The sequence below is a fragment of the Dictyoglomus sp. genome, from assembly GCA_025060475.1.
Lineage (GTDB): Bacteria > Dictyoglomota > Dictyoglomia > Dictyoglomales > Dictyoglomaceae > NZ13-RE01.
In genome coordinates, this window is record JANXBZ010000006.1 from 38599 (window position 1) to 58719 (window position 20121).

At 31.1% G+C, this 20121-nt stretch carries 21 protein-coding genes; 11 read left to right on the plus strand and 10 right to left on the minus strand.

Features of this window, described 5'->3' with window-relative positions; translation table 11 throughout:
- Positions 1 to 7 precede the first annotated feature (7 nt).
- A complete protein-coding gene (locus NZ841_04290; GenBank protein ID MCS7201974.1) occupies positions 8 to 592 on the plus strand; it encodes a cob(I)yrinic acid a,c-diamide adenosyltransferase in 585 nt (194 codons plus the stop codon).
- Here NZ841_04290 and NZ841_04295 read toward each other — a convergent pair.
- Positions 589 to 1443 carry a hypothetical protein gene (locus tag NZ841_04295; GenBank protein MCS7201975.1) on the minus strand — a complete coding sequence of 285 codons (855 nt, stop codon included), beginning with the start codon at positions 1441 to 1443 and terminating at the stop codon, positions 589 to 591. The two genes, NZ841_04290 and NZ841_04295, sit on opposite strands and share 4 nt — an antisense overlap.
- Before the next feature lie 107 nt (positions 1444 to 1550).
- Here NZ841_04295 and NZ841_04300 point away from each other — a divergent pair, with 107 nt between their 5' ends.
- Positions 1551 to 2369, plus strand: a complete 819-nt coding sequence (locus NZ841_04300; GenBank protein ID MCS7201976.1) for a sugar phosphate isomerase/epimerase — start codon at positions 1551 to 1553, stop codon at positions 2367 to 2369.
- On the opposite strand, the gene fba is transcribed toward NZ841_04300, so the two are convergent.
- On the minus strand, positions 2370 to 3323 hold the full coding sequence (gene fba / locus NZ841_04305) for a class II fructose-1,6-bisphosphate aldolase (GenBank protein MCS7201977.1): 954 nt from the start codon (positions 3321 to 3323) through the stop codon (positions 2370 to 2372).
- 146 nt (positions 3324 to 3469) lie between these two features.
- On the opposite strand from fba, the gene NZ841_04310 reads away from it, so the two are divergent.
- Genes NZ841_04310 through larC form a run of 5 tightly spaced genes read left to right on the plus strand, consistent with a single transcriptional unit; the run spans position 3470 to position 8825 of the window.
- Complete coding sequence (locus NZ841_04310; GenBank protein ID MCS7201978.1) at positions 3470 to 4897, plus strand: phosphomannomutase/phosphoglucomutase; 1428 nt, start codon at positions 3470 to 3472, stop codon at positions 4895 to 4897.
- Between the two features lie 3 nt (positions 4898 to 4900).
- Positions 4901 to 6067, plus strand: coding sequence for an MFS transporter (locus NZ841_04315; protein ID MCS7201979.1), 1167 nt, complete (start codon positions 4901 to 4903; stop codon positions 6065 to 6067).
- A gap of 25 nt (positions 6068 to 6092) precedes the next feature.
- Positions 6093 to 6923 carry an ATP-dependent sacrificial sulfur transferase LarE gene (gene larE / locus NZ841_04320; protein MCS7201980.1) on the plus strand — a complete coding sequence of 277 codons (831 nt, stop codon included), beginning with the start codon at positions 6093 to 6095 and terminating at the stop codon, positions 6921 to 6923.
- Positions 6916 to 7674, plus strand: coding sequence for a nickel pincer cofactor biosynthesis protein LarB (gene larB / locus NZ841_04325; protein MCS7201981.1), 759 nt, complete (start codon positions 6916 to 6918; stop codon positions 7672 to 7674). Before larE ends, larB begins: the two co-directional genes overlap by 8 nt.
- Positions 7671 to 8825, plus strand: coding sequence for a nickel pincer cofactor biosynthesis protein LarC (gene larC, locus NZ841_04330; protein MCS7201982.1), 1155 nt, complete (start codon positions 7671 to 7673; stop codon positions 8823 to 8825). Before larB ends, larC begins: the two co-directional genes overlap by 4 nt.
- Before the next feature lie 25 nt (positions 8826 to 8850).
- Here larC and NZ841_04335 read toward each other — a convergent pair whose 3' ends face one another.
- Complete coding sequence (locus tag NZ841_04335; GenBank protein ID MCS7201983.1) at positions 8851 to 10032, minus strand: FprA family A-type flavoprotein; 1182 nt, start codon at positions 10030 to 10032, stop codon at positions 8851 to 8853.
- A gap of 135 nt (positions 10033 to 10167) precedes the next feature.
- Here NZ841_04335 and NZ841_04340 point away from each other — a divergent pair, with 135 nt between their 5' ends.
- Positions 10168 to 11196 carry a 4Fe-4S cluster-binding domain-containing protein gene (locus NZ841_04340; protein ID MCS7201984.1) on the plus strand — a complete coding sequence of 343 codons (1029 nt, stop codon included), beginning with the start codon at positions 10168 to 10170 and terminating at the stop codon, positions 11194 to 11196.
- A 3-nt stretch (positions 11197 to 11199) separates the two neighbouring features.
- Here the strand turns inward: NZ841_04340 and NZ841_04345 are convergent, their stop codons facing one another.
- From NZ841_04345 to NZ841_04355, 3 genes are read right to left on the minus strand one after another with little or no spacing between them, the layout of a single operon-like run.
- Positions 11200 to 11598, minus strand: coding sequence for a DUF86 domain-containing protein (locus NZ841_04345; protein ID MCS7201985.1), 399 nt, complete (start codon positions 11596 to 11598; stop codon positions 11200 to 11202).
- A gap of 13 nt (positions 11599 to 11611) precedes the next feature.
- Positions 11612 to 11938, minus strand: a complete 327-nt coding sequence (locus NZ841_04350) for a DUF4388 domain-containing protein (GenBank protein MCS7201986.1) — start codon at positions 11936 to 11938, stop codon at positions 11612 to 11614.
- A 58-nt stretch (positions 11939 to 11996) separates the two neighbouring features.
- The gene (locus NZ841_04355; protein MCS7201987.1) at positions 11997 to 13613 is read right to left on the minus strand and encodes an alkaline phosphatase; all 1617 of its coding nucleotides are present in this window, start codon (positions 13611 to 13613) and stop codon (positions 11997 to 11999) included.
- 289 nt (positions 13614 to 13902) lie between these two features.
- On the opposite strand from NZ841_04355, the gene NZ841_04360 reads away from it, so the two are divergent.
- Positions 13903 to 15405: an alpha-amylase family glycosyl hydrolase gene (locus NZ841_04360; protein MCS7201988.1), complete on the plus strand. Its 1503-nt coding sequence runs from the start codon at positions 13903 to 13905 to the stop codon at positions 15403 to 15405.
- Here the strand turns inward: NZ841_04360 and NZ841_04365 are convergent.
- Both NZ841_04365 and NZ841_04370 read right to left on the minus strand, forming a co-directional pair.
- Positions 15370 to 16350, minus strand: a complete 981-nt coding sequence (locus NZ841_04365) for a kinase (protein ID MCS7201989.1) — start codon at positions 16348 to 16350, stop codon at positions 15370 to 15372. The two genes, NZ841_04360 and NZ841_04365, sit on opposite strands and share 36 nt — an antisense overlap.
- A gap of 11 nt (positions 16351 to 16361) precedes the next feature.
- A complete protein-coding gene (locus NZ841_04370) occupies positions 16362 to 17612 on the minus strand; it encodes a 6-phospho-beta-glucosidase (protein MCS7201990.1) in 1251 nt (416 codons plus the stop codon).
- A gap of 145 nt (positions 17613 to 17757) precedes the next feature.
- On the opposite strand from NZ841_04370, the gene NZ841_04375 reads away from it, so the two are divergent.
- Both NZ841_04375 and NZ841_04380 read left to right on the plus strand, forming a co-directional pair.
- The gene (locus NZ841_04375) at positions 17758 to 18288 is read left to right on the plus strand and encodes a chromate transporter (GenBank protein ID MCS7201991.1); all 531 of its coding nucleotides are present in this window, start codon (positions 17758 to 17760) and stop codon (positions 18286 to 18288) included.
- Positions 18267 to 18794, plus strand: coding sequence for a chromate transporter (locus NZ841_04380; GenBank protein ID MCS7201992.1), 528 nt, complete (start codon positions 18267 to 18269; stop codon positions 18792 to 18794). Before NZ841_04375 ends, NZ841_04380 begins: the two co-directional genes overlap by 22 nt.
- A 37-nt stretch (positions 18795 to 18831) precedes the next feature.
- On the opposite strand, the gene NZ841_04385 is transcribed toward NZ841_04380, so the two are convergent.
- Both NZ841_04385 and NZ841_04390 read right to left on the minus strand, forming a co-directional pair.
- Positions 18832 to 19683, minus strand: coding sequence for a cell wall-active antibiotics response protein (locus NZ841_04385; GenBank protein MCS7201993.1), 852 nt, complete (start codon positions 19681 to 19683; stop codon positions 18832 to 18834).
- Between the two features lie 13 nt (positions 19684 to 19696).
- The gene (locus tag NZ841_04390) at positions 19697 to 20113 is read right to left on the minus strand and encodes a PspC domain-containing protein (protein MCS7201994.1); all 417 of its coding nucleotides are present in this window, start codon (positions 20111 to 20113) and stop codon (positions 19697 to 19699) included.
- Positions 20114 to 20121: the final 8 nt, after the last annotated feature.

The window sequence follows — 20121 nt, forward strand, 5'->3', positions numbered from 1 at the left end:
AATTTTTATGAAGCTTTCAAGAGGATTAATTCAGGTATATACAGGAGACGGAAAAGGGAAAACCACAGCTGCTTTAGGGCAAGCGCTAAGAAGTGTGGGACATGGACTTTCTGTCCTTTTTGTCCAGTTTGTAAAGGGTAATAGCTTTTCGGGAGAAATCTTTTCTACAAAATTTCTTCCTAAATTTATTCTTTGGCAATTTGGAAGAGATTGTAAATTTTCTTCTGCTATAAGAGATAATATTATTCCATGTATTGGATGTGGAGAATGCTACATTAGTAAAGAAGGCCCTACAGATCTTGATAAAGAGATCATAGATAAGGGATGGAAGAAGGTAAAAGAAGAGATCCAAAAAGAGAAATTTGATCTAATTATTTTAGATGAAATAAGTTTAGCGATACATTTTAAACTTATTCCCTTAATGGATTTAATAGAAGTACTTAAAAATAAACCCTTTCTCATGGAAATAATATTAACAGGAAGAGATATGCCTGAAGAGATTATATTAATAGCAGACCTTGTAACAGAAATGAAAGAAATAAAGCATCCCTTTAAATCAGGAATTCCTGCCCGTTGGGGAATTGAGTATTAAAATCTAATACTTCCCGTTAATTTATATTGTTGCTTCTGACTTTCTTCAGGAGCTATAAATGGAGCTACTAATGTTGCAAGATCTATCTGAAGAATATTTAATCTTAAGCCTAATCCTAAGGTATAATTCAAGGGATTAGTGATATCTCCTATAGATCCCCACCTTAAAGCTATAAAGTCTCCAATCCACTGCTCTAATCCAAATCTTAAATAGTTCCAGCTATTTTCTCTACTTGCTTTCTCTACATCTAGTAAGTCAATAAATAAACTTGTTTTCTCAAAGGGCTTTAAACTTAATCCAATAGCATATCCTTGGGGTAATGTCACTAAGATTTCCTTTTCTGAATACTTTCTAAAACTAAGTCCATAGCCTACAACTCCAGCCCTAATATTTCCCCAAAGATTTAATAAAATACCTAAATTCCCTTTTAATGTATCCCTTTCTCCCTCTACATATTGAAAACTTGCGCCAACATATATATGAGATGTTAAAGGAAAGGCAAGAGCAGTTTTCCAATTCCTAAAAATGTAAGAATTATTTTCAGGGTTATATATCAAATCTACAGAAAAAGCAAAGGTCGATGTGGAAGGATAAAAATAATTCAGTCTTAAATTAGGATTTTCCTTCAAAGGATAATTAAGAGTCATAGAGAGTTGGGGAAATCTTTTTAAAGCTAAAGTTGCTGGACTAAAAAAATAAGTATCCCCATTACTATCTAATGTAACAAAAGTTCCTCCCATACCCAAAGATTTTGCATCCAGATTTTCTATAGAAACCTGGGAGAAAATAACATTTATAAACAAGATAAATATAAAAGTTGCCACTTTAATTTTCATGAAACTTCTTCTCATATTATCCTCCATTCTAAATATTCGATGATTTCTATCACAAAAATTATGTGATATTTGACATATCTTTTTATATATTCTATTATAACCAAAAAGTATTAAAAATTAAAATGGAAAAAATTGGTTTTTCTTTGACATCCTTAAAAAAGGTATTAGCATTAAAAGCCCTCGATATTGCAAAAGAAAAAGGAGCAGGAGTAGTAGAACTTTTTGGAGATCTTTCTGTTATCTTAAAAGGATTGCCTGCCCAAGATCCTGAAAAAATCAGAAAAAAAGCTGAAAAATATAATATTTTTCTTACCCTACATCTTCCCCTAATAGATATTAATCTAGCAAGTCTTAATGATCTTATATATGAAAGTAGCATAGAAGGTACAATAAAAGCATTGGAATATGCAAGAAAATGTGGAGTTAGATTAGTAGTAGCTCATCCAGGTTTGGTCCCTGTAAGACATTTTCTAATTATTCTTTTAGCAAAAAGGAGATTAAGAAGAGCTTTAGAAAAAATATTAAATTTAGCAGAAAAGTACAATATTGAACTGACTTTAGAAAATACTTCCTTGGATGAAAGAGATTTATTCTTAAAAGTCTCCCATTTTAAAAAATTTTTATCATCCTTTGATGGAAAAATAAAAGTATGTTTTGATTTTGGACATGCAAATGTATCCTCTGATGGATTAACAAAAACCTGGAAAGAATTAAAACCCTTTATATCTCATATTCATATTCATGATAACCATGGGAAAAAGGATGAACACTTGCCTTTGGGAAAAGGTAGTATTGAATTTTCACCATACTGGGAGGAATTAAAGAAATTTAATGGCCCAATTGTTTTAGAAATAAATGATTCTCATAAAAGTTTATTAGGATTATGGAGTAGTTTGGAAAAATTAAAAAAAATAAAGGAGGGGGTTATTCCCCCTCCCTAACTATTGACCCTTTATACTTGTTAAAATCTCCTCCGCCTTCCCACTACATCCTAAAACATTCTTTAATTTATGCTTTACCACTTCTTTGATAGCTTCCCTTGCAGGCCCTAAATATTTCCTTGGATCAAATTCTTCAGGATGTAATGCAAACTGTTCTCTCAATGTTGCAGTCATTGCAAGTCTTAAATCTGTATCAATATTAACCTTACAAATCCCCATTGTTGTTGCTTTCCTTATCATCTCTTCAGGAACACCTTTTGCTCCACCTAACTTTGCCCCATATTTATTTGCCTTTTCCACAAGATCATTAAGAACAGAAGACGCTCCATGAAGGACCAAAGGGAAACCAGGTAATTTTTTTGCAATCGCTTCTAATCTTTCAAAATCAAGTTTAGGCTCACCCTTAAACTTATATGCTCCATGACTTGTTCCAATAGCTATAGCTAAAGAATCAACACCAGTTCTTTCTACAAACTCTACTGCCTCATCGGGATCAGTATAAACTGCCTCTTCTGAAACCACATGCTCCTCAATTCCTTTCAATTTTCCTAATTCTCCTTCTACCACTACCCCTCTTGGATGGGCATAATCTACTACTTTTTTAGTAATTGCAATATTTTCTTCAAAAGGTAAATGGGAACCATCTATCATTACAGAAGTAAATCCAGCATCAATAACTTCTTTACATAATTCAAAAGAGTCTCCATGATCTAAATGAACACAAATAGGAATATCAGGAGCATCCTGCATAGCGGCTTCGATAAGTTTCATTAAGTAAACAAGTTTTGCATAGTTTCTTGCACCTTTTGAAATTTGAAGAATTAATGGTGCTTTCTCTTCCTTTGCAGCTTCTATAACTCCCTGAAGAATTTCCATGTTATTCACATTAAAAGCTCCTATAGCATATTTACCATAGGCTTTTTTGAACATTTCTTTTGTACTTACTAATGGCATCTTATTAACCTCCCTGCTTCTATTAGTTATAATAAAGTATAGCATATTTGTAAGATAGAGTAATTTAAAAAATTTTAATATATTTGTTGACTTTTTATGATAATTTTTGTTTCATATATAAAGCTTAATAAAAGGAGGAGATAAATATGAATTTAGATAGAAATATTTTTAGAATGTATGATATAAGGGGAGAAGTAGATAAGAATCTAACAGAAGAAGTAGTTAACTTAGTTGGAAAAGCATACGGGATAAAACTAAAGGAAAAGATAAAGAAAGAAAATTTAAAAGTATCTGTTGGACATGATGTTAGATTATCCTCTAAAAGATTTTCAGAAGCACTAATAGATGGAATTACCTCTCAAGGAATAGATGTTGTATTTTTAGGTCTAATTCCCACTCCCGTTTTATATTTCTCTTTATTTAATCTTCCCGTTGATGGAGGAATAATGATTACAGGGAGCCATAATCCTCCTCAATTTAATGGTATGAAAATATGTATTGGAAAAGAAACAATATTTGGAGAAGAAATTCAAGACCTTTATAGGATTGCTATGGAATTAAAGGAAAATGCAAAAGAAAAGGGAAAAGTCGAAAATTTTGATATTCTCTCAATCTATAAAGACTATCTTATAAAAGAATTCAGCAAGGGACCAATAAAAGAGTTAGAAAAAGATAGTTTAAAAATTGTTGTAGACTCAGGAAATGGATGTGGAGGACTCGTAATTCCTGAGGTTTTAAGAAAACTCGGTGTTAATGTTATAGATCTTTTTTCAAATCCTGATGGAAATTTCCCAAATCATCATCCTGATCCTACAGTAGTAAAGACCTTAATATTTTTAAAGGAAACTGTTATAAAGGAAAAGGCTGACTTTGGTGTTGCTTACGATGGAGATGCAGATAGGATAGGAGTTATTGATGAAAAGGGAGAGGTAGTATACGGAGATAAACTAACTTACATATTTGGTAAAGACATATTAAAAAATATTCCCAAGGGGAAAATAGTTGGAGAAGTTAAATGTTCAAAGACACTATTTGATGGAATAGAAAAATTAGGCGGAATTCCCATTTTGTCTCCTGTAGGACATTCTTTAATTAAGAAAAAATTAAAAGAAGAAAATGCCCTTTTAGCAGGAGAAATGAGTGGACATATATTCTTTAATGATCGATATTATGGATATGATGATGCTCTGTATGCAACTCTAAGACTTGTGGAAATTTATGCAAGAGAAAAACAAAAAAATCCTGATTTTAAATTCTCTCAACTTCTTTCTGATTTACCCAAAGTTTATGTATCGCCAGAAATTAGAGTCCATTGTCCCGATGATAAAAAATTTGAAGTAATTAAAAACATATTACCCAAATTGGAAAAGGAATATCCTGAAATTTATAAGGATATAAAAAAGATAATAACTATTGATGGAATAAGAGTGGAATTTTCTGACGGATGGGCATTAGCTAGAGCCAGCAATACAGAACCAGTAATTGTTATGAGGTTTGAAGCAGAAAATGAAGAAAAATTAAATCTTTATAGGAAGATTTTTGAAGAAACCTTAGGAGAAGAAAATAACTTATAATTAATGAAAAGAAATATTTTTTTAGTAAGAGGATTTTTCTTTGTATTCTTCTCTGCATGGAGTTTTATTTTTTCTTTTATTCCTGTTTATTTAAGAGATAAGGGTTTTTCTATTGGAGAAATTGGAATTTTTGCAAGTATTTCTTCTCTTGTAGGAGCTCTTACTCAAATATTTATTGGATATTTTTCTGATAAAATAGGGAAGAGAAAACCTTTTATAATATTAGGACTCTTAGGTTTAGCTTTCATTTACTTTTTTATATTTCCTAAAATAAACTCTTTTTGGGGTTTTCTTTTACTTTATCCTTTAATTGGGGTATTTATAAATTCTGTTATTACCTCTTCTAATGTCCTTGTGATTGATCTTTCCTTAGAGGAAAAAATTGGAAGAGATTACGCATCTACAAGAATCTGGGGAAGTATAGGTTTCTTTATTCTAACAACCATTATTGGTATTTTCCCCATCCTTACAAGACCCCAATATATGTTTCCTTCTATTTCTTTAATTTATCTTTTAGGTTTAATTCTAATCCTTTTTATAAAGGAGCCAAAACTAAAGGCAGGAATAAAAGCTTTGAGCTTGAGAGATATAAAAGAGATAATCTTTCTTCCAAAGGTAAGAATTTTTCTTCTTTTTTATTTTTTCTATTTCACATCCTTAGTGGGAGCATCCTCTAATGTAAATCTTCTTATCAAATACTTAGGAGGAACAAATCAGATTATAAGTTTTGCTTATTCTGCAAGCTCTGCATCAGAAATTCCTTTCATGATCCTATGGGGAAATCTTTCCGATAAAATTGGAAGAAGACCAATCCTTTTATTTTCTTCTTTTATTCTTCCTATAAGAATTTTTCTTTATAGCATAATTAAAAATCCCTTTTATACTATTCCTATACAGCTTATGCATAGTTTAACCTTCGCAATTATAGGAACAATTCCTGTAGTTTATATAAATGATTTAGTTCCTCCTGAAAAGAGAGCAACAGCCCAAGGGATTTTAAGCATGATATCTGCTCTTTCTTCAACCTTTGGACCTCTTCTTTCAGGAATTACTGCTGATATTTTAGGAATTTCTGGTATGTATCTCTTTTTAACCTTTATTTCGGGAATTTCTACCTTTATTGGAGTAATTTCCTTAAAAGAATCGAAAACTAATACTTCTTTGGTATAATATTCAAAAAAGGATGAAGAAGAATATGGAAGAATATTTATATAAAAAATTAGAAGATTTAAAGAAATTACTAAGGGATATGAAAAGAGTTGCTGTTGCCTTTTCAGGAGGTGTTGATAGTACTTTTCTCTTAAAGATAGCAAGGGATACCTTAGGAGAAAATGTTATAGCAATTACACTGGTTTCTCCCCTATATCCCCAAAGAGAAATAAATGAGGCAAAAGAAATAGCAAAAAGCTTTGGAGTAAAACATATAATTGAAGAGGAGGTAAATATTTTGAAGAATAATGAGTTTTTAGAAAATCCTCCTGAAAGATGTTATATATGTAAAAAAGAAGGATTTAAAAAAATACTCGAAATAGCTAAAAAACTTGATATTAATTATGTATTAGATGGAAGTAATGTTGATGATTTAGAAGATTATAGACCAGGAAGAAAAGCCTTAAAGGAACTTGGGATAAGAAGTCCTTTAATGGAAGTAGGATTTACAAAAAAAGAAATAAGAGATTTATCTTTTGAATTAGGACTTCCCACATACGATAAACCATCTCTTGCGTGTCTTGCATCAAGATTTCCATATGGGGAAAGGATAGACATAGAAGCTTTAAAAAGGATTGATGAAGGGGAAGAATTTTTAAGAAGTTTCGGAATAAAACAGGTAAGGGTTAGAAATCATCATACTATGGCTCGAATTGAAGTAGATAAAGAAAGTTTTAGCATATTCCTTAATGAAGATATCAGAAGAAAAATTGTTGAAAAATTTAAAAAATTAGGATACATTTATATAACTTTAGATTTAGAGGGATATAGAACAGGAAGTATGAATGAAGTATTAAGGAGAGGTGAAAATGAATAGAGAGAAAATAAGAGAGATATTGGAAAAGATAAAAAGAGGAGAGTTGGATGTTGAAGAAGGTTTAGAAAAAATTAGTTTTCTTCCTTATGAAGATCTAGGATATGCAAAGGTAGATTACCAAAGAAGTATTACAAGAGGATTTCCTGAAGTAGTATTTTGTCAAGGAAAAACTCCCGAACAAGTAGCTAACATTATGGAAAAGCTTCTTTCTAGAAACCCAAGAGTTCTAGCTACAAGGGCAGGAAAAGATGTCTTTGAATTAGTGAAAACAAAAATAAAAGATGCGAAATATAATGAATTTGCAAGAACCATAACAGTGATAAGAGAAGATTATGAGAAGAAAGGAAAAGTTATTGTAGCTTGTGCTGGAACTGCAGATTTACCCGTCGCAGAAGAAGCAGTAGAAACTGCAGAAATAACAGGAAGTAATGTGGAAAGAATTTATGATATAGGAATTGCTGGGCTTCATAGAGTATTAGATAAAATAAAGATATTAAGAAGTGCTAATGTTATTATTGCAGTAGCGGGTATGGAAGGAGCATTACCCTCTGTTATAGGAGGTCTTGTAGATAAACCTGTAATCGCAGTTCCCACAAGTATAGGTTATGGAGCAAATTTTAATGGCTTATCTGCATTGCTAACCATGTTAAATAGTTGTGTCCCAGGAATAGCAGTTGTTAATATTGATAATGGATTTTCCGCAGGATATCTGGCTAGTATGATAAACCTTTTAGTGGAGGAAAAAAGATGATTTTATATTTTGATTGTTTTTCTGGTATAAGTGGGGATATGATTCTTGGAGCTCTTTTAGATTTGGGGTTGGATCCTGAACTTTGGAAAAAAGAATTAAAGAAAATACCCTTAGAGGGATATGAGATAAAAATAAGTAAAAAAAATAAAGGATTCTTACAAGGGACCGATGTGGAAATAATTTCCTATGATAATAAAACTCATCGTCATCTTTCGGACCTTTTGGAGATAATTGAAAAAGGTGATCTTTCTAAAAAAATTAAAGAGTTATCAAAAAGAGTTTTTATCAAAATTGCTGAGGCAGAATCAAAAATCCATAATGAGCCCATTGAAAAGCTTCATTTTCATGAAATAGGAGCTATAGATACTATTATAGATGTGGTAGGAGCCTTCATAGCAATAGAACTTTTAAAAATTGAAGAGGTTTATTCTTCTCCTCTTCCTTTAGGAGAAGGTTTTGTAGAAACTTCTCATGGAATTATTCCAATTCCTGCTCCTGCTACTGTGGAAATTTTAAAAGGAATTCCTGTATATTCCACAGGAATAAAAGGAGAATTGGTAACCCCCACAGGAGCAGGAATTATTACTACTTTGGCAAAGGGATTTGGCCCTATTCCCCACATGAAAATCCATAGAATAGGATATGGGACAGGAAAAAAAGATTTTCCCATTCCAAATCTTTTAAGAGTTTTCATAGGAGATAGAGTTTTCGAGGTAAAAGAAGATAAAAATCTTGTTATTGAAGCAAACATTGATGATATGAATCCCCAAATTTATGGATATCTAATGGAAAAACTTTTTGAAAAAGGAGCTTTAGATGTAACTTTAACTCCAATTTTCATGAAAAAGGGAAGACCTGGAATTCTTCTTACTATCCTCTTGGAGCCTTGGAAAGAACAGGAAATAACAGAGATTCTATTTAAGGAGACTTCAACCATTGGTTTTAGAAAATATTATGTAGACAAAGTAATGATGGATAGAGAAATAAAAGAAGTTGATACTAGTTGGGGAAAGATCAGAGTTAAAATTTCAAGATATGGTACTTTTGAAAAAATAACTCCTGAATATGAGGATTGTAAAAAAATTTCGGAGAAGGAAGGTATACCTTTAATCAAAGTAATAAAAGAGGTGGAAAAAATAATTAAAGAATAAGGAAGGAGTTTTTACTCCTTCCTTTTTAATATCCAACTAAGCCTGCGTCATTATGTTTTTTATAAATTTTATTTGCAAGATCATCTAAAGCTTTGAGCTCCTCTTTTTTTGGCAATCCCTTTATTAAAACAGGCTCCAAAATTTCTACCTCAAGATTTGTTATCATATTTTTTAATATATCAACAGTTCTTCCACCCCAACCATAGGAACCTATAATAGTTAAGAATTTTGCTTTTGGCTTAAGCACATTTGTAAGATAAACTGCATAGGCAACATTAGGATGAGGGCCTGAAAGAACTGTAGGTGTTCCTATTACTATAGATCCTGCATCTACAAGAGCCATAGCTAGTTTTCCAATATCCACCGAAGAGAGGTCAAAAATTTCTACCTTAATTTCCTTTTCTATCAATTTTTCAGTTAGATATTCTACCATGAGGTTTGTACTATTATGCATGGAAATATAAGGAATTACTACAATATTTTTAGGAGGATTATTTACCCAATCATTATAAGCATTGATTATAAAGGAAGGATCCTGATAGATAGGTCCATGACTAGGAGCAATTAATTCTATTTCATAGTCCTTTATCTTCTCTAAGTTCTTCTGAATAATATTTCTAAAGGGCATCATTATTTCTGCATAGTATCTTTTTGCAGCTTCATAAACCAATCCTTTATTAGTTACATAAAGGTCTGAAGTAGCAAGATGAGAGCCAAAAAGATCACATGTGAAAAGTATTTTATCTTCCATAAGATAACTCACCATGGTTTCTGGCCAATGCACCCATGGAGTGTATATAAATTTTAATGTTTTATTTCCTAAGGATAATGTTTCTCCATCAGAGACAATAATAAATCTTTCCTCAGGAATATGAAGATGAATAGATAAGAGTTCTTTTCCCTTTGCATTGGTTACCACTTTCGCAGATTTATATCTTTCAAGAATTACAGGAAGAGCTCCAGAATGATCCTGCTCTGCATGATGAGAGATTACATAGTCTATATGAGAGACATCTTCTAAATAAGATAAGAGAACATGAAGCATAGTAGGATCCACTGTATCTATTAATGCAGTTTTTTCTCCTTTTATCAAATAGGCATTATAGCTTGTTCCATCAGGAAGAGGAATTAAAGCATCAAAAAGTCGTCTATTCCAATCTCTTGCACCTACATAATATACTCCCTCTTTAATCTTTTCTGGTTTCATTTTAACCTCCCTAAATTAATACTTTTTTGGTATTAATTATATCATCTATCTCTCAAAATTGCAAATGATTTTCATTTAAATTATAAATCAAAATTTGAAACTTTTTTTAATTTTAGATATACTCTTAACTAAATTATGAAAATAATTTATCCTATAGATTCTGCAGGAGTAATATTGACTTACAAATGCCCCCTTGGGTGCAAGCATTGCTTATATGCTTGCAGTTCCCAGTGGAAAGAATTTATAGATATGGAAACTCTAAACTCGATTCTCCAAGGCATCAAAAAAATATGGAAAAATTATAAACCTAATCCCTATAAAAATATTCTCTTTCATGGAATCCATTTTGCAGGAGGAGAGCCTTTTTTAAACTTTCCCTTACTTCTTTCTGCAGTAGAAAGAGCAAGAGAATTGGGAATATATATAGGTTATGTGGAAACAAATGCTGAATGGTGTGTAAATAGGGAGGATGTTTACGAGAAATTTTCCCTCTTAAAATCTGCAGGACTTTCCCGTATCTTTATCAGCTGTTCTCCCTTTCATGCGGAAAAAGTTCCTTTAAAAAGAACCCTTCTTGCCATTGAAGTTGCTCAAAAAGTTTTTGGAACTAAGAATGTGATTATTTACATGGCACATTTTATAAAGGAAATTGCAAAATTTGATATAGAAAATCCTATTCCTTTAGAAAAATGGGAAATTGCTTATGGAAAAAAAGGAGCAGGTTATATATTCTGGGAGGGATATGGTCTTATTCCTGGAGGAAGATCGGGATTTCTTTTAGGAGATCTTTGGTATAAATATCCTCCCGAAGTATTTAGAGAAGATACATGTAGATATGAAATCTTAGAATCCCAACACGCTCACTTTGATCTCTATGGAAATTATATTCCATATTTTTGTGGAGGAATTTCTTTGGGATACTGTAATAACTTGGAAGAATTCTATGATAATTTCTGCTTAGATAATCTTCCTCTAATAAAAATCCTTGTGGAAAGAGGGCCATATGGATTAATGAAATTTGCTAAAGAATTTGGTTTTGAAGAATCACCTAATGGTTACGTAGGCAAATGTCACCTTTGTGTAGATGTTAGAAGATTTTTAGCACTTAATTCTAATGAATTTTTAGAATTATCTCCTAAAAATTTTTATAATTTTCTATTTTGAAAATTATTTTGTAAAAGCTTTTATGGAGGAAATAAATTCATTATAAATTTCTAAGTTTTCTAATAGATCATATAGATTTTTTAGATCTATCTCAAGATATGGTTTTTTCAAAAGATCTTTTATACTTAACATCTTTATAAGCCTTTCAACCAAAAATTTATCAAGAATATTGTTATCCCCAAGAATAGCAAGACAATCTTTGTAATTTTTGTAACTTCCAAGATTTTTTTCAATTATAATGCCACATGATATTTCTCCTATCCCTGTTATGCAGGAATAAATTCCATATTTTAGTGCCCATTGTATTATTTTATCTCTTTTAATATCTTCTAGCTTATATCTTTCCGAAAACTCTCTTAAAATTTTTATATTCTCTTCCAACTTTTTTACCCTATCTTTCATGGCAATGTTATCCTTATCTTATCAAAACTTTCTCATCTTCTCTTCTTAAAGCCTCTAATATCAATTCTTCTGTCCTTTTATAGATAGTCCTTTCTTTACTACTTAGTTCTGTGGTGATAAAGTAGAAGGATAAGACATCTTTGCTTTCTAAAATCATATAAAAGGCTTCCTCTCCTCTCTTTTTGTTATATCCTACATCTATAATTTCTCCTTTATCAAAATATACTACGCCTTCTTGATGATTGGAACTTATTAGTAAAATACCTGAACGTCTATTTATCGAGAGAAAATTTAATAAAGAAAGAAAATCTAAGATTTCTAAGGTTCCATTAATTATCATTTTATTTACCTCCCCTCTAAGGGAGGGAGAAGGATAATCCTTCTCCCCTTTTAGATTTCTACTTAGTACTTACTAATACTTTTAAAGAATATTCCTGAGAAATAACATTATCTTTGTAGGGATCTAGCCCAAGTAAACTACATAATTTCTTATACAAGTCAGTATTATCAAAATAATTTTTGAAAATATATGCTCCTCTTCCAATAGCATATATAGGGACAAGAGCACTAGTATGAGCATAAGAAGTCCAGGAAACACCTGCTTTTTGATTGAGTATACGAGTTACCATCATTACAAAGGGTTCATATCCCCCATATAATAGATAGGTTCTAACGTCTGAAGGACGATCTTTTGGTGCCAACATACTCAAGTTAAATGCCTTATTTAATTCCTCTAACTCTTCTTTTGTTAAGGAAAGCATTAATCTTATTTTAGAATCTATATCTCCTTGTTTACTTTTTTCTTCTAAAATTTTTTTACTACTTTCGTCTAAGACTTCAAGTCCATAAAATTCTTTAACAACAGTAAGAAGATCTTCCAACTTTCCTTTTCCTTGAGTCTTTTCTCTATATTCCGCAACAATTTTACTGAACTCATCAAAGGAGATTTTTTGTTTTGAAAGAAGTTGAGTATATAATTCATATCTTGTTCCAGCATAGCCTAAACTTAAGCCTCCTGTTTCATGATCTGCAGTAACAATAATTAAAGTATCAGAAGGTCTTTTCCTGTAGAATTCGAGAGCTACTTTTACTGCCTTATCAAAATCCAATATATCATGAATAACAGAACCTGCATCATTGGCATGAGATGCCCAATCAATTTTTCCTCCCTCTACCATCATAATGAAACCATTAGGATTATCTAAGAGTTCAATTCCCTTCTTAACAAAATCTGCGAGAGATAAACCTACATTCATTCCTCTTAATCTATTAATTGCATAGGGCATAGCTCTGGAAGAGTCTAATATCGGATTTATTGCCACAACTTTTCCTACTCCAGGCTTTAATGCCATTATTTCTTCTGCTTTATCCACTACTTTATATCCCTTTTCTTTTAAAATCTCTATAATATCCTTACTTCTTCCATCTCTTCCCCTTGGTTGTAAGAATCCTCCGCCTCCAAAGAAGTCAAAATTGCTATTTGCAAGCTCTAAGGCTATTTCATAATAATTACTTCTACTGGGTTGATGAGCATAACAACCTGCAGGAGTAGCATGATCAATAGATACACTTGTTATTACTCCTACTTTTCTACCTAATTCCTTCGCCATTTCAAATACACTTTTATATTTGATTTTCTTATCAGGATCCATATTTATAACGCCATCACTAGTCTTTTTGCCTGCAAGCATTGCAGTAATTGCAGAAGCAGAATCAGTAATGTATGTATCTGCAGCATAAGTACTCATATATCCTGCCTCGGGAAATTGAGTAAAACTAAGTTTTTGTATAGAGGGATCTTTTTTTCCTGACATAGCTCCGAGGAATATTTCTGTTAAGTGTACATGATTAAATCCCATTCCATCTCCGATAAAAAGAAAGATATATTTAACAGGAGCTCCTCTATATAAACTGACTGATTCAGGATTAGCTATAATATTAGGCGAATAAAGAATTAGAGAAAAAATTAATAAAGAGATTAATAATATATTCATTAAGATTTTTCTAATTTTCATTTTCTATTAAACCTCCCTCTTTAGATTTTCTTTGAAATCTTTCTAAGAATCTTAAATTTAGGATACTTTTCACCTCCTTTCCATTTTTAATAATAAAACGAAAATTTTAAAGAGTCGTTAAAAATTTATGAAAATTTTAAAAATTTGTGTTAAAACAACTTTAAAGGGATTTTTTCCTATTGTGATCCATTAGAGAATATGGTAGAATTTATAAAGAAGCATGGGGTAAGAAAAGGAGAGAAGCCCTGGGATTAATCCCAGGGTTTATTAATTTAACTATAGAATAAACATGTTTAAAAAATTTAGGATCTTAATAATTTTAATTTTTCTTATACTTTTAACCTTAAACTTTTCTAATGATATTCCTTGGCACAAAAACCTAGTATTTTATGAGATATTTATTAGATCCTTTGCAGATAGTAATGGAGATGGAATAGGAGATCTGAGAGGATTAGTAGAAAAATTAGATTATCTCAATGATGGAGATCCCAGAACTGAAAAGGATTTAGGAATTAATGCCATTTGGCTTATGCCTTTGTTTCCTTCTTCTAGTTATCATGGCTATGATGTCACAGATTATTACAACATAAATCCTGATTATGGAAGTATGGAAGATTTTGAAAATCTTCTAAAAGAAACCCATAAAAGAGGAATTAAAGTAATTTTAGATCTTGTTTTAAATCATACCTCTTCTCTCCATCCCTGGTTTAAATCTGCAAGCTCTTCTGAATCTTCACCTTTTAGAAATTTTTATCTTTGGAGTTCCCAATTACCTCAAGCTAATTCTCGCTTTTGGCATAAGGCGTTTACGGGATATTATTATGGAATATTCTCTTCGGAAATGCCTGATTTAAATTATGACAACGCAAAGGTAAGAGAAGAGGTTAAAAAAATTGCAAAGTTTTGGTTGGACAAAGGAGTCGATGGATTTAGATTAGATGCGGTTAAATATGTATATGAAGAGCATGAAAAAAATATTTCCTTTTGGAAAGAGTTTTATAATTATGTTAAATCTATAAAGAAAGATATATTTATTGTGGGAGAAGTATGGGATAATGAATATATAATAGCTAAGTATTACGAAAGCTTACCCTCAAACTTTAATTTTCCATTAGCTCAAAGGATTATTTCCACAGTTTCTATGGAGAGAGATTTAGGACTTGTTAATTATCTTTTAGAAGAAAGAAAATTATTTTCTGAATATAATCCTAACTTCTCTGATGCTATATTTTTAACAAACCATGATCAAACAAGGATAATGAGTCTTTTAGGAGGAAACAAAGATAAGGTAGTTCTCTCTGCATCTATTTATTTAACCTTACCAGGCATTCCTTTTATATATTATGGAGAAGAGATTGGAATGTCTGGAGCAAAGCCCGATGAACATATTAGGGAACCCTTTGAATGGAGTAAAGATTTAAAAGGAAATTATCAAACCCGATGGCTAAAAACTATTTATGCAAAGCCCAATGACGGGATTTCAGTAGAAGAACAAGACTTAAATAAGAATAGTATTCTAAATCATTACAGGAAATTAATTAATTTGAGATTAAAATATAAGGCATTATCCCAGGGAGATATAGAAAAAGTAGAGACAAAAAATCCTACGATTTTAGCTTATATAAGAAAATCAAATAAAGAAAGGATACTAATAATTCATAATCTAACTAAAATTGAAAACAAGTTTTCCTATCCCTTAACAAAGAACTCTAAAATTCTTTATTCTCGAAATTCAAAGATAGATAAAAATATAATCTTAGGTCCTTTCTCCTCTATCATAATTAAAATTTAAGAAATTTTCCCATCTATCTGAAGATAAGAAATTATTATCCATTTCCCATGCAATAATCCCTGCTCCCACAACAGGAGGAACTTTTAATATCTCTACTTTTGCTTTATCTGCAAAAATATGAATTTTTGCAGATATATACTCTTTAAGCCAACTTGCCCCTTTATAAAGGCTTCCTGCAAGAATAACAGGAGTTTCTTCCTTCATCAAATCCAATTTTTTCATTAATGCATATACACTCTTTACTGTTTCCTCTACAATTCTTTCTCCAATTCTTTTAGCAACAACATCTCCCTCTTCTATAGCTTTGAACAAGTATGGAGCAAGGTTTAAAGCTTTATGCCATTCCTCATGATGATAATATAGCTTTTTTGCTAACTCATCAAAGTTATTAACAGAGAAAAATTCTAATACCATTCTTTCTAGAATAGTTTTTTCTCCTCTTCCATCATAGGATCTAAAGGCACAGTGAAGCATTTCCTGAACTACAGAAGATGCTCCACCCCAATCTCCAAAAGCATATCCTTCCCCATAAAATCTATACCACTTCCCATCTTTTCTTCTTCCATAACCATTGGTACCTGCACCCATTACAACAATTACTCCCCAGTAATCCCTTGTTCCTGCCCTTAAAGCAATAGCCGTATCATTTTCAACACAAACTTCCTTTGCTATATTTAAAGATTCTACCTCTTTTTTTAGCATGTCAAAATCTTCTGGAAAATCTGCCCCTGCAAGTCCAAAGCATGCCTTTTCAAAATATATATCTTTTAAATTTCTCTTTGCCTCCTCTATAGCTAAAAGCCAATTTCTTTTAGCAGATTCTATTCCTGATACTTCATAATTTCCTGGTCCTGATCTTCCAAAACCAACAATTTCTCCCTTTTCATCTAAAATGATTGCTTCTGTTTTACTTCCTCCCGCATCTATACCTAAATAGTACTTCACTTTCTCCCTCCTCACTTAAGATTTGGAAAATATTCTTTATTTGCTTCCATTAAGGCTAATAAAACTTTTTCCGCTAAAGTTAAAGAAGAAATAAGAGGATGCTGAGCTAATGCAAAAAGAGCCTTTTTAAAAGATCCTTCTATTGCAGATTCTATAGTCAATTCCTCATAGGTTTTTATTGCCTGAATTAATCCCTTAACTTCTAAAGGTAAATTTCCAATTATATACCTTTGAATCAACTCCCCATCAATATAAACAGGGATTTCTACAACACTATTATGAGGAAGATCAAAAATTGCTCCTTGATTTTTAATATTTACTACTTGAAAGCCCCTTCTCAATCCTAAAAGGTGAAATATTAGGTTAACTGCAGATTTAGAATATAATGCTCCTCCTCTTTTTTCCAATTCCTTGGGCTTTTCGTCTAAATTTGGATCTTTATAAAGTTCAAACAGTTTTTCTTCAATTTTCAGAACTTCCTCCGCTCTCTTTGATTTACTCTTTAATTCCTCCACTTTCTCCTCTCGAAAATAAAAATACCTAAGATAATAATTAGGAAACATATTTAAATATTCTAAAACTTTTCTCTCTTCTTCAGAAAGAAGTTCCTTTATCTTACTAAAAGCCTCATCAGTTCTATCCTTTCCATTAACAAATACTCTTCTTACAAAACTTAGGTGATTTAATCCAAAATAATCTAAAAAAACTTCTTCCATGGAAACATTCAAAATTTTTGCAAAATAATTCTGAAAATTAATGGGAACATTACAAAGCCCTAAAACTTTAACCTTTGAATATTTTGAGACTGCTTCAGTTATAATTCCTGAGGGATTTGCAAAGTTAATTAACCATGCATTAGGAGAAAGATCTTCCATTTTTTTTGCAATATTTAAAACTACTGGAATAGTTCTTAAAGCATTGGCAAATCCCCCTGCTCCTGTAGTTTCCTGTCCTAAAAGATTAAATTCCTGGGGAATAGTTTCATCAAGAAGTCTTGCCTTTTGTCCTCCTACTCTTATCTGATTTATTACAAAACTTGCACCTTCTAACGCGTTATCCAAGGATAAAGTAGATTTTAAATCTATACTAGCTTTCTTCTTGTTAATCATTCTCTTTGAAAATTCGGTTATTATATTTAATCTTTCTTCGTTAATATCCATAAGATAAATCTCTAAAGGAGAAACTTCAAAAGAAAGTTCTATTAAACCTTCCATTAATTCAGGAGTATAGGAACTTCCTCCTCCAATAACCGCTATTTTCATTTTTGACCTCCAATTTAACTTTTTTCATAAGTATATCAATTATAAGATAAATTGTAAAGAATGTTAACTAATTGCTTTAGTAGAGAATTAATTGTTTTGAAAAAATTGAACTATTTTAAAAATAAGTGTAAAATTTCAGATTGTTATGTTTTATTGGGAATTATTTTTTGTTTTTTTAAAAATAGGATGGCTTACCATTGGGGGAGGTTATGTAATGATTCCCCTCTTCTTAGAAGAGATTGTCAAGAAAAGAAAATGGCTAAAAGAAGAGGAATTCTTAGAAACTCTAACCTTAGCTCAACTTTTTCCAGGCCCCATAGCTTTTAATTTTGCAGTAGCAGTAGGATATAGATTAAAAAAATATAAAGGAGCATTAACAAGTGCCTTAGGAGTAATTATTCCGTCTTTTGTTTCAATTTTAATTATTGCCATGTTCTTTATTAAATGGCATAAAAGTAAGATAATACAGGGTTTATTATATGGGATGAGACCCGCAATTGCAGGTCTTATGGTCTATAGTGTATATGAGCTTTTAAAAAAGGTGAATTTTACCCCTTTAAAAACTTTCATAATAATTTCTTTAAGTTTTATATTGATATTCTTTAAAATTAATCCTATATACATAATTTTCATATCTTTTGTTTTTAGTATTATATGGGTATATTGGGAGCATTAGTTAAGGTATTCTTTTTAATAGGCCTCTTTGGTTTTGGGGGTGGATATGCTATTGTCGCCCTTATAAGACACTTTGTTGTAATAGAAGAAAAATGGCTAACAAACACTCAATTTATTGATGTTCTTGCAATTTCTCAAATTACCCCAGGTCCTATTGCTATAAACTCTGCTACCTTCATAGGTTATAAAATGGGAGGACTTATAGGATCAATATTGGCTACTATATCCTCAGTTCTTGCCCCTTTTATATTAGTTTTTTCTTTCTCTTATTTCTTTCATAAAATTAATAGTGAAAAATTTTCAAAGATTTTAACCCACTTAAGACCTATGACCTTTGCCCTTTTAATTTCAGCTACCTATAATATTCTTTTAGATTCAATCATTGATTGGAAAGAATTTATCTTATTTTTATTATCCTTAATTTTTTGCTATAAAACTAAATGGAATCTATTACTTCGAATTCTTATAATTGCATTATTAGGAGAAATTATTTATCTTTTAAGTTAAAAAAGACTGGCAAGAAAAAACTCCCCAGCCCTAAAATCTAAATTATCTCTTTACTTGCTTTTATATTTATATTTCCAATTCCCGATTTTGCTTTTAGATATATTATATCGCTTGACTTTCCTTCTTGAACCCTTGTAATTTCTGAATCTACAGAGATTTTACCTATTCCCGTCTCCGTTTGCAGATCAAGAATTACCCCCTCAGGAATATATACGGTTATATTTCCAATTCCACTATTTATTTCTACTTTTGATGTTGTTTTGGAAAGCCATACGGAAACATTACCTACACCGCCCTTTATATTTAAATAATTTAACTTTAATCCTCTGAAGTCTAATTTACAGCTACCCACTCCTGCCTCTAAGGTGAGATTTATATCAATGTTGGAAGGGAAATAGACATCTATAGCTCCTTCTTCACTGAAGAAAGAAGAGAAATTATTTTCTATTTCTATATCTAATATTGCGTTTTCTCCTTTTATTTTTCTTCTTTCTTTAATATCAAATTCTCTTAAGGACGAAATAGAGATAAGACTTTTTTTATCAAAAGATGGTCTTATATATAAATTTCTTAATCCTACCTTTAAAGTTACCTCCATACTTTTAATGTTAGGATCATAGGGAAGAAACCAATCCCTATAAATTCCCTTATGCATTCTAAAAGGCATAAAGAAGAAAATAGCGCTTAAAAAAAATATTAATACGAGGAGAGCAATCCATAAAAACCATCTTTTCTCTCCCATTAAAATATCAATACCCCAGAATATAAATATTACAGGCCAGAATTTTAAAATATCATACCATTTTATATTTAGATAACCCAACTCTGAAGCCAATAAAATTGCCCCTAAAATTATTAAAAAAATTCCAAGTAAGGATATCTTTCTCATTATTTTCACCTCTTTACTTTATCTTTATTAAGAGGATTATTCCAAGAACTAATATAAATAACGGGACTAAAATTCTAAAGGGAATAAAAAGCCATCCCAGATTCGAAGAAAGAAGAAGAACTCCTAATCCTAAAAGAAACCATCCCCAAATTTCTTTGGAAGAGCTTTTATACTGAGTCTTCATCTCATCCTTGATTTTCTCTATGTAACTCTCATCAATTTCTTTTTTAAACTCTTCTCCATTGGGAGCTTCAGGAATAATTAAGGCGGATATAAAATAAAATATTGGTAAAATAGGTCCTGTAACAAATATTAGAAGAATAAAAATAAGACGGACAATAGTTGGATCTATAGAAAAATATTCTGCTATTCCTCCACATACTCCTAAAAGTATCCTTTCCTTTTTACTTCTATAAAGTCTTTTTTCCATTAAAAATT

What these genes read in the sequence shown, in the direction of transcription:
- NZ841_04290 (MCS7201974.1), top strand. Translation starts at nt 8, where the DNA reads ATGAAGCTTTCAAGAGGATTAATTCAGGTATATACAGGAGACGGAAAA.
- NZ841_04295 (MCS7201975.1), bottom strand. Translation starts at nt 1,443, where the DNA reads ATGAGAAGAAGTTTCATGAAAATTAAAGTGGCAACTTTTATATTTATC.
- NZ841_04300 (MCS7201976.1), top strand. Translation starts at nt 1,551, where the DNA reads ATGGAAAAAATTGGTTTTTCTTTGACATCCTTAAAAAAGGTATTAGCA.
- fba (MCS7201977.1), bottom strand. Translation starts at nt 3,323, where the DNA reads ATGCCATTAGTAAGTACAAAAGAAATGTTCAAAAAAGCCTATGGTAAA.
- NZ841_04310 (MCS7201978.1), top strand. Translation starts at nt 3,470, where the DNA reads ATGAATTTAGATAGAAATATTTTTAGAATGTATGATATAAGGGGAGAA.
- NZ841_04315 (MCS7201979.1), top strand. Translation starts at nt 4,901, where the DNA reads ATGAAAAGAAATATTTTTTTAGTAAGAGGATTTTTCTTTGTATTCTTC.
- larE (MCS7201980.1), top strand. Translation starts at nt 6,093, where the DNA reads ATGGAAGAATATTTATATAAAAAATTAGAAGATTTAAAGAAATTACTA.
- larB (MCS7201981.1), top strand. Translation starts at nt 6,916, where the DNA reads ATGAATAGAGAGAAAATAAGAGAGATATTGGAAAAGATAAAAAGAGGA.
- larC (MCS7201982.1), top strand. Translation starts at nt 7,671, where the DNA reads ATGATTTTATATTTTGATTGTTTTTCTGGTATAAGTGGGGATATGATT.
- NZ841_04335 (MCS7201983.1), bottom strand. Translation starts at nt 10,032, where the DNA reads ATGAAACCAGAAAAGATTAAAGAGGGAGTATATTATGTAGGTGCAAGA.
- NZ841_04340 (MCS7201984.1), top strand. Translation starts at nt 10,168, where the DNA reads ATGAAAATAATTTATCCTATAGATTCTGCAGGAGTAATATTGACTTAC.
- NZ841_04345 (MCS7201985.1), bottom strand. Translation starts at nt 11,598, where the DNA reads ATGAAAGATAGGGTAAAAAAGTTGGAAGAGAATATAAAAATTTTAAGA.
- NZ841_04350 (MCS7201986.1), bottom strand. Translation starts at nt 11,938, where the DNA reads ATGATAATTAATGGAACCTTAGAAATCTTAGATTTTCTTTCTTTATTA.
- NZ841_04355 (MCS7201987.1), bottom strand. Translation starts at nt 13,613, where the DNA reads ATGAAAATTAGAAAAATCTTAATGAATATATTATTAATCTCTTTATTA.
- NZ841_04360 (MCS7201988.1), top strand. Translation starts at nt 13,903, where the DNA reads ATGTTTAAAAAATTTAGGATCTTAATAATTTTAATTTTTCTTATACTT.
- NZ841_04370 (MCS7201990.1), bottom strand. Translation starts at nt 17,612, where the DNA reads ATGAAAATAGCGGTTATTGGAGGAGGAAGTTCCTATACTCCTGAATTA.
- NZ841_04375 (MCS7201991.1), top strand. Translation starts at nt 17,758, where the DNA reads ATGTTTTATTGGGAATTATTTTTTGTTTTTTTAAAAATAGGATGGCTT.
- NZ841_04380 (MCS7201992.1), top strand. Translation starts at nt 18,267, where the DNA reads ATGGGTATATTGGGAGCATTAGTTAAGGTATTCTTTTTAATAGGCCTC.
- NZ841_04385 (MCS7201993.1), bottom strand. Translation starts at nt 19,683, where the DNA reads ATGAGAAAGATATCCTTACTTGGAATTTTTTTAATAATTTTAGGGGCA.
- NZ841_04390 (MCS7201994.1), bottom strand. Translation starts at nt 20,113, where the DNA reads ATGGAAAAAAGACTTTATAGAAGTAAAAAGGAAAGGATACTTTTAGGA.